The sequence below is a fragment of the Micromonospora sp. RV43 genome, from assembly GCF_001029515.1.
Classification (GTDB): domain Bacteria; phylum Actinomycetota; class Actinomycetes; order Mycobacteriales; family Micromonosporaceae; genus Micromonospora; species Micromonospora aurantiaca.
Window position 1 is genome coordinate 10,232 of record NZ_LEKG01000034.1, and the last position, 15,027, is coordinate 25,258.

Here is a 15,027-nt window from a genome sequence, read left to right on the forward strand (position 1 = left end):
CCACCACCCGATCGGCGCTCCGAACTGGGGACGACTTAGGGGGTGACAGGGGTAGGACGTCGGCAGGGTGCTCGGAAGACTTGGGCCGCTACGGCGAGCGAGGTCTACGCCGCGGATGAGGAGTCTCGCCGACGGATGGATGTGGTGACATGCTTCGGAGCGACCTGATCCAGCCGTTGTCCGATCTGATCGAGGCGCACGCCGCCAGGTTGGGGAACAAGGTCGCATTCCGCGACGACCGCCGGGCGGTCGGATACGCCGACCTGGCGGCGCGGACCCGTCGGCTGGCCGGTCACCTGGCGGCAGCCGGGGTCGCCCGGGGCGACCGGGTGGCCTTCTGCCTCGGCAACCGCGTGGAGACGGTGGAGACCTGGCTGGCCGTCACGCGGGCCGCCGCGGTCGGCGTGCCGGTGAACCCGCACAGCACCGACGCGGAACTGGCCCATCTGCTGGACGACTCCGGTGCGGTGCTGGTGGTCACCGACCCGCGCCACCTCGACCAGATGCTGCGGCTGCGTACCTCCCGGCCGGCCCTGCGGATCGTGGTCACCGGGGACAGCCCGGTTCCGGACGAGGTCGTCGCCTGGCGCGACCTGGTCGATACCGAGCCGGCCGTGGGCGCCCGCGACGACCTGGGCCTCGACGAGGTGGCCTGGATGCTCTACACCTCCGGCACCACCGGCCGGCCCAAGGGTGTGCTCTCCACCCAGCGCACCTGCCTCTGGTCGGTCGCCGCCTGCTACGTGCCGATCCCCGGGCTCACCGCCGTCGACCGGGTGGTCTGGCCACTGCCGCTGTTTCACAGCCTCTCCCACATCGGGTGCGTGCTCAGCGTGACGGCGGTCGGGGCCACGGCCCGGCTCATCGACGGCTTCTCCGCCGACGACGTGCTGCGCGCGGTCGACGAGGACGAGGCCACAGTGCTCGCCGGTGTACCGGCCATGTACCACCACCTGGTCACCGCCGCCCGGGAGACCGGCTTCCGCGCCCCGGCCCTGCGGGTCTGCCTGGTCGGCGGGGCGATCACCACCGGCGCGCTGCGGCGGGCGTTCGACGAGGTCTTCGACGCGCCGCTGCTCGACGCGTACGGCAGCACGGAGACCTGCGGCTCGATCGCCGTCACCCGGCCGGAGCAGCCCCGGGCCGAGGGCTCCTGTGGGCGCGCGGTGCCTGGCGTCGAGGTGCGCCTGGTCAGCCCGCAGACGGGTCTGGACGTGCCGACCGGCGCCGAGGGGGAGGTCTGGGTCAGCGGTCCGAGCGTCATGCTCGGCTACCACAACCTGCCGGCGGTCACCGCCGCCGCACTGCGCGACGGCTGGTACCGCACCGGCGACCTGGCCCGCCGCGACGCCGACGGCAACATCTTCGTCACCGGCCGCCACCAGGAGCTGATCATCCGGGGCGGGGAGAAGATCCACCCGGCCGAGGTGGAGGAGGTGCTGCGCGCGGTGCCCGGCGTCGCCGACGTGGCGGTGACCGGCCGGCCGCATGAGGTGCTCGGCGAGGTGCCGGTGGCGTTCGTGGTGCCGGGGCCGGAGGGCTTCGACCCCGCCGCGGGGTTCGCAGCCTGCCGGGAGAGGCTCAGCTACCACAAGGTTCCCGAAGCGCTGTACGAGATCGGGCAGGTGCCCCGCACCCCGTCCGGCAAGGTCACCCGCCGGCTCCTGTCCGACGGGCCGGCGCGGCTGCGGGCGGTCAACGGCAGCCACCACGAGGCGCTCAGCCTGCTCGCCTGGCGACCGCTGGACCTGGCCGCCGTACCGCAGGTGGCGGCGCCCGTCCCGGCGGCCGCGCAGGACGCCGCCGGCCCGGCCCGCCGCTGGGCGCTTGTCGGCGCCGGGAGCGAGCCGCTGGTGGAGCCGCTGCGCGCGGCGTCGCCGGGGGAGCGGTTCCGGGCCCACCGGGACCTGGTCACCCTGCGGGCGGCCCCCGACGCCCCCGACGTGACGGTGCTGCTGGCCGGGCCGGCCGACGCCGACGCGGCGGATCTCGCCGGCCGGCTGCGTGGCTGGCTCGACGACGACGGCTTCGCCGGCACCCGGCTGGTGCTCTTGACCGGCCCGGCCAGCGACGGGGCGACCCGGCCCGGCGCGCACGGCCTGTCCGGCGACGCGGCCACCGGGGCAGGCGACGCCGCCGGGTGGGCCGGGCCGGATCCGGCGGCCGGTGCCGTCTGGGCGGTCGGGCGCAGCCTGCAGGCCGCATACCCGGACCGGATCGTGCTGGTCGACCACGACGCTTCGGCCCGCTCGCTCGCCCTGCTGCCCGCCGTCGTGGACGCCGGTGCCGCGCAGGTCGCCCTGCGGGGCGGGGCAGCCCGGCACGCGGCCCTCGTGCCCGCACCGGCGACCGCGCCGGCACGGCCGGCGACCGTGGCCGACCCGGAGCGCCCGGTGCTGGTCACCGGTGCCGACGGACCGACCGGCGCCGCGCTGGCCCGGCACCTCGTCGCCGCGCACCGCGTCCGCCGGCTGCGGCTGCTGTCCACCGGCGCGACGCCCGCCCCGGCCGTGGCGGACCTGGCCGCCGAACTCACCGCCACCGGTGCGGAAGCCGTCGTGCTGCCCGCCGAGCGGGTGGGCGACGAGGCGTTCGGCGCGGTCTTCCTCGGCCCGTGCGGCGACGACCTGGCCGACGCCGAGGGCGCCGCCCGGCTGCTCCGGCTCGCCGCGACGCTGGACGCGGCGAGCCGGCACCCGGGGGCGACGTTCACCGTCCTCGTGCCGTCCGCCCTGCTGCTGGGCGCCGCGGGCCCGGAGCGGGCCGCCTCGGCCGTCGGGGCCCTGCACGCCCTGGTCGCCCGCCGTCGGGCCGCCGGTCATCCGGCCCGGCTCGTCGGCACGACCGGGCCCGCCGAGGGCGGGTCGTTGCCCGGCGTCCCGGCGGCGACCGGACCCGGAGCGGGCACCGTGCCGGCGGCCGTGCGCGCCGACCTCGCCGCGTTCGACGTGGCCCACGACGGCAACGACCTGGTCGTGCTCGCCCGCCCGGCGGGCCACGTCGACGCCGCCCACCCGGCCTGGCGTGGGCCCGTCGCGGAGCCCGGCGACGCCACGGACGACCGGGACGCCGCCGAGCTGCGCCGCCGGCTGGCCGGGCTCACCACCGCCGAGGGGGACCGGCTCCTGCTCGACCTGGTCCGCACCGCCACCGCCCAGGTGGCCGGGCTGCCCGGCCCGGCCGCGGTCCGCCCCGGCCGCGCGTTCAAGGAACTCGGCTTCACCTCGGTCGCCGCGGTCGCCCTGCGCGACCGGCTGGCCCGGGCCACCGGGGTACGGCTCTCCGCCACTGTCGCGTTCGACCGGCCCAGCCCGCAGGCCCTCGCCCGGCACCTCGCCGCCCGCCTGCGGGGTGCCGCCGCGCAGGCCGCTCCCACGACGGACCCGGCGGCGGTGCCGTCCACGGGCGACGACCCGGTGGTCGTCGTGGCCATGGCCTGCCGGCTCCCCGGCGGCGTCGCCTCCCCCGAGGAGCTGTGGGATCTGGTCGACCAGGGCCGGGAAGGACTCACGGAGTTCCCCACGGACCGGGGCTGGGACCTGGCGAACCTCTTCTCCGACGACCCCGACCGCCCCGGCACCTCGTACGCCCGGGTCGGTGGCTTCCTCACCGGCGCCGCGGAGTTCGACGCCACCCTGTTCGCGATCAGCCCGCGCGAGGCGCTCGCCATGGACCCGCAGCAGCGGCTGCTGCTGGAGACCGCCTGGGAGCTGTTCGAGCGGGCCGGCATCGACCCCACCTCGCTGCGTGGCAGCGCCACGGGCGTCTTCACCGGCGTCATGCACCACGACTACGCCGCGAACCTGCGCCAGGCGCCGCCCGGCACCGAGGGCTACCTCGGCGTCGGCACCGCCGGCAGCGTCGTCTCCGGCCGGGTCGCCTACGCGCTGGGGCTGGAGGGGCCGGCGGTCACCGTCGACACGGCGTGCTCCTCGTCGCTGGTGGCGCTGCACCTGGCGGCCCAGGCGCTGCGCGCCGGGGACTGCTCCCTCGCCGTGGCCGGCGGCGTGGCGGTGATGGGTACCCCGCAGGCGTTCGTGGAGTTCAGCCGGCAGCGCGGGCTCGCCCCGGACGGCCGGTGCAAGGCGTTCGCCGACGGCGCCGACGGCACCGGCTGGTCCGAGGGCGTCGCGGTGCTGCTGCTGGAACGGCTCTCCGACGCCCGCCGGCACGGGCACCCCGTCCTCGCCGTGCTGCGGGCCTCCGCCGTCAACTCCGACGGCGCATCCAACGGGCTGACCGCCCCCAACGGGCCCGCCCAGGAGCGGGTCATCCGCCGGGCGCTGGAGGCGGCCGGGCTCTCCGCCGCCGACGTGGACGTGGTCGAGGCCCACGGCACCGGCACGTCGCTCGGCGACCCCATCGAGGCCCAGGCGCTGCTCGCCACGTACGGAGTGGGACGCGGCGACGCGGAACCGCTGCGGCTGGGGTCGCTGAAGTCCAACCTCGGCCACACCCAGGCCGCCGCCGGTGCCGCCGGGGTGATCAAGATGGTGCTCGCCATGCGGCACGGGACGCTGCCGCGCACCCTGCACGTGGACGCCCCGACGTCCGAGGTGGACTGGTCGGCCGGCGCGGTCGAGGTGCTCACCGAGGCCCGCTCGTGGCCCGACGTACGCCGGCCCCGCCGAGCCGGCATCTCGTCGTTCGGCATCAGCGGCACCAACGCGCACGTCATCGTCGAGGCGCCCGCCGACCCGCCGGCCACCGCCGAGGACGCCGCCGGGCCGCCGTCGCCCGGCACCGTCCGGCCGCCCGTGCCGTGGCTGCTCTCGGCGGCCTCCGACGAGGCGCTGCGTGGTCAGGCGGCCCGTTTGCTGGCGTGGTTCGACGGGCCGGGGGCGCACGCCGACCCGGTCGACGTCGGGCACGCCCTCGCCACCACGCGCGCGGCCCTCGAACACCGGGCCGTGGTGTTGGTCGGCGACGCGGAGTCCGCCCGGACGGGGCTCGGTGCGCTGGTCCGCAGCGGCCCGGACCCGGACCTGCCGAGCGTGTCGACCGGCCGGGTCGTCGACGGCCGACTCGGCCTGCTCTTCGGCGGGCAGGGCGGCCAGCGCCCCGGCATGGGCCGCGAGCTGTGCGCGGCGTACCCCGTCTTCGCCACCGCCTTCGACGCCGCCTGCGCCGAACTCGATCGCTGCCTGGCCGGCCACGCCCCGTACCCCGTCGCGGACGTCGTCCTCGCCGCCGAGGGCACCGAACCGGCCGGCCTGCTCGACGAGACCCTGTACACCCAGCCCGGGCTGTTCGCCTTCGAGGTGGCGCTCTACCGCCTCCTGGAGTCCTGGGGTGTGAGCCCCGATGCGGTGCTCGGCCACTCCGTCGGCGAGCTGGCCGCCGCGCACGTCGCCGGGGTGTTCTCCCTCGCCGATGCGGCGGCGCTGGTCGCCGCCCGTGCCCGGCTGATGCAGCAGCTGCCCGCCGGGGGCGCGATGGTCGCCGTCGAGGCCGACGAGGCCGAGGTAGCCGCGTACCTCACCGACCGGGTGGGCCTGGCCGCCGTCAACGGCCCCACCAGCGTCGTCCTCTCCGGCGACACCGACGCGGTGCTGGCCGTCGCGGACACGCTGCGCGCGGCCGGGCGCCGCACCAGCCGGCTGCGGGTGTCGCACGCGTTCCACTCGCCGCGCATGGACCCGATGCTCGACGAGTTCCGCGCGGTGGCCGCCGGCCTCACGTACCGCACCCCGCACCTGCCGGTGGTGTCCAACCTGACCGGTCACCCCGTCGACCCGGCTCGTCTCTGCTCGCCCGAGCACTGGGTGGCGCACGTGCGGGGCACCGTCCGCTTCCACGACGGGGTACGGGCCCTGCACGGGCAAGGCGTCACCACCTTCCTGGAGATCGGCCCGGCCGGCGTACTCACCGCCATGGCCCAGGACTGCCTCGTCGCCGAGGCCGACGAACTGGCCTTCGTCCCCGCCGTACGGGGCACCGCCGGGGAGGCCGAGGCGCTGCTCGCCGCCGTGGCGCGGCTGTACGTGCGGGGCGTCGCCGTGGACCGTGCCGTCCTCGCCGGCCCCGGCCCGCACCGCCGCGTCGACCTGCCCACGTACGCCTTCCAGCGCCGGCACTACTGGCTGCCCGCTCCCACCGGTGTCGGCGGTCCCGGCGGCGCCGGGCTGGCCGACGTCGGGCACCCGCTGCTCGGCGGGCTGCTGGCGGTCGCCGGCACCGCGCAGGTGGTCTGCACCGGGCAGGTGTCAACGGCCACCTCACCGTGGCTGGCCGCACCCGGCGACGGCACGGCCCCGCTGCTGCCCGCCTCCGCCCTGCTGGACATGTTCGCCCACCTCGGCGACCAGCTCGGCGCCCCGAGCGTGCGGCGGCTGCACATCCCCGAGCCGGTGCCGCTGCCCACCGAGGCGACCCTCGACGTGCAGATCGGTGTCGGCGCGCCGGACGGGCACGGACACCGGGTGGCGCACTGCCACGTCCGGGCCGGCGAAGGGCTGCCCTGGCGTGAGGTCGCCGAGGCCGTGCTCGCGCCCGTCGACCCGGGGAGCGGTCGGGGTGCCTTCGCCCCCGTCTGGCCGCCCACCGGGGCCCGGCCGGTGGATCTGAGCGCACCACAGCACCGCGCGCTGGCCGGGGAGCTGGTCCGGGGCGCCTGGGTCACCGCCGACCGGCTCTTCGTCGACGTACGCCTGCCGGAGGACGCCCGCGACCCGGACGCCGAGCGGTACGGCGTGCACCCGCTGGTGCTGGAGGCGGCGCTGCGCCTGCTCCCGCTCGCCGACTTCGCGCCCGTCGCCGACGCCGGGCCCACCGCTCGGCTGCTGCCCACCGAGTGGGCGGGCGTGCGCCGCCACGCCGTCGGAGCGCACGCGCTGCGTGTCTGCCTGGCCCCCGGCGGGGCGGACGCGGTGACGCTGAGCGCCGTCGACGACGCGGGCAGGCCCGTGCTCGATGCCGACCGGGTGGTGCTGCGGGCGGTGGACCTGCCGCCCGCCGGCCCGCCGACGACGGCGGCCACCCCCGCCGGACTGTATGTCGTCGACTGGCTGCCCGCGGCGTTCCCGGCGACCCCGGCGCCCTCCTGGACGATCGCCGACGACACGCCCCCGGACGGGCCGTTGCCGCCGCTGCTCGTGCTGCGGGTCGGCGACGGCGAGCCGGGCCGGCCGGTGCCCGACCGGGCGCACGCCGTGAGCCTCGCCGTGCTGGGCGTCCTCCAGACCTGGCTGGCCGACCCCCGCGCGGAGACCACCCGCCTGGCCCTCGCCCTGCGCGACGGCGACCCGGTGCACGCCCCGGTGGCCGGGCTGCTCCGCGTCGCCCAGGCCGAGCAACCCGACCGCTTCCTCCTGCTCAGCCTCGACACCACCGACGACGCCGCCGTCCGCTCGGCGCTGGCCGCCGCCGAGGACGAACCCGAGGTGGCCGTCCGCGACGGGCGTGCGCTGCTGCCCCGCCTCCGCCCCGTGGCGCAGACCCCGGCCGGCACGCCGCGGGCGGCTCTGGCCGGTGGCACCGTACTCGTCACCGGCGGCACCGGCGGGATCGGCCGGCAGGTCGCCACCCACCTCGCCACTGCGCACGGCGTCACCGAACTGGTGCTCGTCAGCCGCAGCGGCCGGTCCGGCGACTGGACGACAGCGCTGACCGACGCCGGCGTCACAGTCCGGGTGGTCGCGGCCGACGTCGCCGACCGGGCGGCGCTCGCCGAGGTGATCGCCCCACTGGCCGGCCGGCTCGTCGCCGTCGTGCACGCAGCCGGGGCCACCGATGACGCCCTGATCACCGACCTCGATCCCGCCCGCTGGGCACGGGCTCTGCGCTCCAAGGTGCACGGTGCCTGGCACCTGCACGAACTCACCGCCGGCCTCGACCTGGCCGCGTTCGTGCTCTTCTCCTCGGCCGCCGCCACCTTCGGCAGCCCCGGCCAGGGCAACTACGCCGCCGGCAACGCGTTCCTCGACGCGCTCGCCGCGCACCGCCGTGCCCAGGGCCTGCCGGGCAGCGCCCTGGCCTGGGGGCTGTGGGCCGCCCGGGACGGGATGGCGGGCCGGCTCAGCCCGGCCGACCTGGCCCGGCTCGCCCGCGGCGGCACCCGCCCCCTCGACACGGCTGCCGGACTGGCGCTGTTCGACGCCGCCCTGGACGTGGACCGGCCGGCGCTCGTGCCGATCGGGCTCGACCTGGCTGCCGTACGGACCTCCGGCGAGGTGCCCGCCCTGCTGCGGGCACTGCTGCCCCCGCCGCCCCGCCGGGCGGTCAACGCCGCCTCCGCGCCCGCCGCCGCTAAGGGCTTCGCCGACCGGCTGGCCGAACTCGCCGAGCCCGAGCGCGCCGAGCTGCTGCTGGACCTCGTCCGTACCCGGTGCGCCACAGTGGTCGGGCACGCCGGCCCCGAGCAGGTCGAGCCGCGCCGCCCGTTCAAGGACCTCGGCTTCGACTCGCTGATGGCAGTGGAGCTGAGCAACCGGCTCACCGCCGTCACCGGTGTCCGGCTCGCCCCGCACGCCGTGTTCAACCACCCCACTCCCGAGCTGCTCGCCGCGCACCTGCACGCCCGGCTGCTCGGCACCGCGGCCACCGGGGTCACCGACGCGAGCACCGTCGCCCTGGACGAGCCGGTCGCCGTCGTCGCGATGGCCTGCCGTTTCCCTGGCGGTATCGGCTCCCCGGAGGAGCTGTGGCGGCTGCTCGACGCGGGCGCCGACGTCATCGGCGACCTGCCCGACGACCGGGGCTGGCCGCTGGCCGACCTCTACGACCCGGTGCCCGGCACGCCCGGCCGGTCGTACGTGCGTTCCGGTGGGTTCCTCACCGGCATCGCCGACTTCGACGCCGAGTTCTTCGGCATCAGCCCCCGCGAGGCCCTCGCCATGGACCCGCAACACCGGCTGCTGCTGGAGACCTCCTGGGAGGCGCTGGAGCGCGGCGGCATCGACCCGGCCACCCTGCGGGGCAGCCGGACCGGTGTCTTCGCCGGCACCCACGGGCAGGACTACGCCGGCCGGGTCGCCCCCGGCGTCGTCTCCGACGACGGCGAGGTCACCGCCGACGAGGGGCACCTGCTCACCGGCACCGCCGGCAGCGTCCTCTCCGGCCGGGTCGCCTACGCGCTCGGGCTGGAGGGACCAGCCATCACCGTGGACACCGCCTGCTCCGCCTCCCTGGTGGCGCTGCACCTGGCCGTGCAGGCGCTGCGCCAGGGCGACTGCGACCTGGCCCTGGCCGGTGGCGTGTCCGTGATGGCCACCCCGGCCGGGCTGACCGGTTTCAGCCGCCAGCGGGGCCTCGCCGCCGACGGGCGGTGCAAGGCGTTCGCCGAGGACGCCGACGGCTTCGGCATGTCCGAGGGCGTGGGGATGCTGGTGGTCGAGCGGCTCTCCGACGCCCGCCGCCGGGGCCACCCGGTCCTGGCCGTCGTACGCGGCTCGGCGGTCAACTCCGACGGCGCGTCCAATGGGCTGACCGCCCCGAACGGGCCGTCGCAGGAACGGGTCATCAAGGCCGCGCTCGCCGCCGCCGGGCTGACCGCCGCCGAGGTGGACGTGGTGGAGGCCCACGGCACCGGCACGTCGCTCGGCGACCCCATCGAGGCCGAGGCGATCCTCGCCACGTACGGGCAGCGTCCGCCCGGCGCACCGCCGGTGCTGCTCGGCTCGGTCAAGTCCAACCTCGGGCACACCCAGGCCGCGGCCGGCGTCGCCGGCGTGCTCAAGATGGTCATGGCGATGCGTCACGGCGTCCTGCCGCGCACCCTGCACGCCGAGCGCCGCAGCTCGCGGATCGACTGGGACTCGGGCGCGGTGGAGCTGCTCACCGAGGCCCGCCCGTGGCCGGCGGCGGACCGGCCGGTGCGCGCCGGCGTCTCGTCGTTCGGCATCAGCGGCACCAACGCCCACGTGATCGTCGAGTCGGTCGCCGAAACGATGCCGGAGGCCGCCGGATCCGAGCCGCCGCAGGAGCGTGCGCTGCCATGGCTGCTGTCGGCGCGTACCCCGCAGGCGCTCATCGGCCAGGCGCGCCGGCTGCGGGCGGACCTCGCCGCCCGGCCCGGCCGGCGGCCCCTCGACGTGGCCTGGTCGCTGGCCACCACCCGAGGCACCTTCGACTCCCGGGCGGTGCTGGTCGCCGCTTCGGCGCAGCGGGCCGCCGACGCCCTCGACGCGCTCGTCGAGGGCCGGCCCGACCCGGCGGTCACGCGCGGCGAGGCCCGTCCCGCGGGCCGCTGCGTCTTCGTCTTCCCCGGGCAGGGCGCACAGTGGCTCGGCATGGGGTTGGACCTGCTCGACCAGGCCCCCGTGTTCGCCGAACGCATGGCGGCCTGCGACGCGGCGCTGCGACCGTACCTGGACTGGTCGCTGGTGGACGTGCTGCGCCAGGCGCCCGGCGCGCCCGGCCTCGACGAGGTCGACGTCGTGCAGCCCGCCCTGTTCGCGATGATGGTGTCGCTGGCCGAGCTGTGGCGCTCGTACGGTGTGCAGCCGGCCGCCGTGGTCGGCCACTCCCAGGGCGAGATCGCTGCCGCCTGCGTCGCGGGGGTGCTGTCCCTGCCCGACGCGGCCCGGGTGGTGGCGCTGCGCAGCCGCGCGCTGCGGGCTCTGGCCGGGCACGGGGCGATGGCCTCCGTCGCGCTGCCCGCCGACACGGTCCGCGACCGGATCGCCCGTTTCGGCGAGCGGATCTCGGTCGCCGCCGTGAACGGGCCGGCCGCCGTCGTGGTGTCCGGCGAGCCGGAGGCGGTCGAGGAACTGCTCGCCGAGTTGGCCGGCGAGCAGACCCGGGTGCGTCGGATCGCCGTCGACTACGCCTCCCACTCCGCCCAGGTGGAACGCATCCGCGACGAGCTGGCCGAGGTGCTGGCCGGCATCACCCCCGGTCCGGCCGCCGTGCCGCTGTTCTCCACCACCGACCTGCGCTGGCTCGACGGCGAGGAGATGGGGCCCGACTACTGGTACCGCAACCTGCGCCGGCCCGTCGAGCTGGAACGGGCGATCCGCTCGCTGGCCGCCGAGGGCCACGACGCGTACGTCGAGTGCAGCCCGCACCCGGTGCTCACCGTCGGCGTCGAGGAGACCCTCGCCGACCACGACGGCGATGCCGTGGTGGTCGGCTCGGTGCAACGCGACCAGGGCGGCCTTGAGCGGTTCCTGCTCTCCCTGGCCCAGCTCCACGTGTCCGGGGTCGCGGTGGACTGGCGGCCCGCACTGGCCGGCGGCCGGCGCGTCGACCTGCCCACGTACGCGTTCGCCCACCGCCGCTACTGGCCCCGGCCGATCTCCGGCCCCGGCGACGTCGGCGCCGCCGGTCTGGACACCGCCGGTCATCCGCTGCTCGGCGCGTCGGTCGTGCTGGCCGAGACGAGGGGCCACCTGTTCACCGGGCGGCTGTCGGCCGACGCGCAGCCGTGGCTGGCCGATCACCGGGTCACCGGCAGCGTGCTGGTGCCCGGCACCGGCCTGGTGGAGTTCTGCCTGCGCGCCGGCGACGAGGTCGGCCACCCGTTCCTCGACGAGATGGTCATCGAGGCGCCGCTGACCCTGCCCGCCGGCGGAGCGACGCAGGTTCAGGTGGTGGTCGGCGCGGGCGCCGGCGACGGACGCCGCCCGGTGACCGTGCACTCCCGGCCCGCCGACGCGCCGGCGGGACAGCCGTGGACCCGGCACGCCAGCGCCACCCTCCGCGCCGATCAGCCCGCGGTGTCTCCGCAGCTCACCGTCTGGCCGCCGCCCGACACCCGGCCCGTGGACCTGACCGGCTTCTACGCCGGCCTGGAAGCCGACGGGTACGAGTACGGGCCGGCGTTCCAGGGCCTGCGCGCGGTGTGGACCAGCGGCGATGAGGTCTACGCCGAGGTGGAGCTGCCGGCGGCCCAGCGGGTCGACGCCGACCGGTACGGCCTGCATCCCGCCCTGTTCGACGCCGCCCTGCACGCCGCGCACTTCGGCGGGCTCGCCGGGGCCGGGGCCGGCCAGCTCCTGCTGCCGTTCGCCTGGAGCGGCGTGAGCCTGCACGCCACCGGGGCGACCGCCCTGCGGGTACGGCTGAACCGGGTCGGGCCGCACGCCATCGCGCTGACCGTCGCCGATCCGACCGGCGCCCCGGTGGCCGAGGTGGCCGCCCTGACGATGCGCCCGATCTCCGCCACCGAGCTGGCCGTCGCCGACGACCGCGCCACCCGCGACGCCCTGTTCCGCGTCGACTGGACGCCGCTGCCGCCCGTCGAGTCGGCCACTCCGGTCGACGCCGTGACCGTCGCCCCCGGTCTGGACGGGTTCCCGCTGCACCATGGGTTGGACGGGCTCGCCGACGCCGTGGACGCGGGACTGGCTCTGCCCGCGGCGGTGCTCGTGCCGCTCGACGCGGACCCCGCGCAGCCCGCCGCCCGCGCGGCACGCCATGCCGCCGTACAGGCCCTCGACCTGGTCCGGCGTTGGCTCACCGAGCCCCGCTGGGCGGCGTCGCGGCTGCTGCTGGTGACCCGAGGCGCGGTGGCCGTGCACCACGCCGGCGAGGTGACCGACCCGGCCGCCGCGGCGGCGTGGGGTCTGGTGCGCTCCGCCCAGTCGGAGAACCCGGGCCAGATCGTCGTCGTCGACGTCGACCACGACGGGATCGGCCCCGATGAGGTGGCCGCCCTGCTGGCGGCGGACGAGCCGCAGGCCGCGATCCGGGTCGGCGCGGCGTACGTGCCGCGGTTGGCGCGGGCCGGGTCGGCCGGTGAGCTGCCCGCACCACCCGCCGCCGCGTGGCGGCTGGACGCGCCGGTGCGGGGCAGCCTGGAGAACCTCACTCTGGTCGCCACCGACGCCGCCGACGCCGCGCTCGGCCCCCGCGAGGTCCGGGTACGCGTCCGCGCCGCCGGCCTCAACTTCCGCGACGTGCTCAACGCACTCGGCCTCTACCCTGGCGACGCGGGACCGCTCGGCGGCGAGGGCGCCGGCGAGGTCGTCGAGGTGGGCGCCGAGGTGACCGACCTGCGGCCCGGCGACCACGTGTTCGGGGTCTTCGTGGGCTGCTTCGGGCCCGTCGCGGTCACCGACCGCCGCCTGCTGGCCCCGATGCCGGTCGGCTGGTCGTATGTGGAGGCCGCCTCCGTGCCGGTGGTCTTCCTGACCGCCTACCACGGGCTGATCAACCTGGCCGGGCTCACCCGCGGCGAGTCGGTGCTGGTGCACGCGGCGGCCGGTGGCGTCGGCATGGCCGCCGTGCAGCTCGCCCGCCACCTCGGGGCCGAGGTGTACGCCACCGCCAGTCCCGGCAAGTGGGGCGCCCTGCGCGCGCTCGGTCTCGACGACGAACACCTGGCCTCGTCCCGGACCCTCGACTTCGAGACCCGCTTCGCCGCCACCACCGGCGGCCGGGGTGTCGACGTCGTCCTGGACTCGCTGGCCCGCGAGTTCGTCGACGCCTCGCTGCGGCTGCTGCCGCGCGGCGGGCGGTTCGTCGAGATGGGCAAGACCGACATCCGCGATGCCGACCGCGTCGCCGCCGACCACCCGGGGGTGGCCTACACCGCCTTCGACCTGACCTTGGAGGAGCCCGACGAGGTGCAGCGCATGCTCGTCGTGCTGCTGGAGCTCTTCGAACGCGGGGTACTCACCCCGCTGCCCACCCAGGTGTGGGACGTCCGCCAGGCACCGGAGGCGTTCCGGCACGTCAGCCAGGCCCGGCACGTCGGCAAGGTGGTGCTCACCATGCCCCGGGAGTGGGATCCCGACGGCACGGTGCTGCTGACCGGAGGTACCGGAACCCTGGGCCGGCTGGTCGCCCGGCGGCTGGTCGAGACGCACGGCGTCCGGCGGCTGCTGCTGGTCAGCCGCCGCGGCGAGCGGGCCCCCGGTGCGGCCGAGGCGGTCGACGAGCTGCGGGCCCTGGGTGCCGAGGCCACGGTGGTGGCAGCCGACGTGTCCGACCGGGACGACCTCGCCGGGGTGCTGGCGGCGGTACCGGATCGGCACCCGCTGACCGCCGTCGTGCACCTCGCCGGAGTGCTCGACGACGGGGTGGTCACCGCCCTCACCCCGCAGCGCGTCGACACGGTCTTCGCGCCGAAGCTCGACGCCGCGTGGCACCTCCACGAGCTCACCCGTCACCTCGACCTCGCCGGGTTCGTGCTCTTCTCCTCCGGCGCCGGCGTCTTCGGCGTACCCGGTCAGGCGAACTACGCCGCGGCGAACGCGTTCCTCGACGCGCTCGCCCTGGCCCGCCGCGCCGAGGGGCTGCCGGGCCGGTCGTTCGCCTGGGGGCTGTGGGAGCAGGCCAGTGAGATGACCGCCAAGCTGGACCGCACCGATCCCCGGATCACCGCCCGCGACGGGCAGCTCGCCATCCCGTCCGAGCTGGGGATGGCCCTGTTCGACGCGGGCCTGCGGCTGGCCGAGCCGGTGCTGGTGCCGACGAGGATCGACGTCGCCGCGCTCGGCGAGCGGGTCGAGCGGCCACCGGCGCTGCTGCGTGGGCTGCTGCGCCGGGAGCGGCCGACCGCGCGGGCGGCCACCCCGACCGGCGGCGGGCGTACGCTCGCCGACCAGCTGGCGGCGCTGGACGGGCCTGAGCGCCACACCCTGGTGGTCGACCTGGTACGCGAGCAGGCGGCGAGCGTGCTCGGGCACGGCAGCCGGGCGGCGGTGGCCCCGGGCCGGGCGTTCAGTCAGATCGGCTTCGACTCGCTGACCGCCGTCGAGCTGCGCAACCGGCTGACCACGGCCACCGGCCTTCGCCTGCCGGCCACGCTGATCTTCGACTACCCGGACCCTAACGAGCTGGCCACGTACCTGGTGTCCGAGCTGGCGCCGGACACCGGACCGGCGGTCCCGCCGGTCCTCGCGGACCTGGAGAACCTGGAGCGCTCGCTGACCGAGGCCACTGTGGAACCGGAGCTGCACGACCAGATCGGGTCCCGCCTGGAGGTGCTGATCGCCAAGTGGCGGACGATGCGCGCCGGCTCGGGCGGCGATCCCGACCTCGACCTCGAACTGGCCAGCGACGACGACCTGTTCGACCTCATCGACTCCGAACTCGGTATCTGATGGCCGTCCGGCCGCCCCGCACGCCACAAGCCGACCC

The 15,027-nt window shown here is 76.8% G+C and carries 1 protein-coding gene; it reads left to right on the forward strand.

What is annotated here, in order from left to right; translation table 11 throughout:
* Positions 1–149: 149 nt before the first annotated feature.
* Positions 150–14,990 (forward strand): type I polyketide synthase, encoded by a 14,841-nt coding sequence (locus ABD52_RS11440; protein ID WP_047891791.1) that lies wholly within the window; start codon positions 150–152, stop codon positions 14,988–14,990.
* The last annotated feature ends 37 nt before the right edge of the window (positions 14,991–15,027 follow it).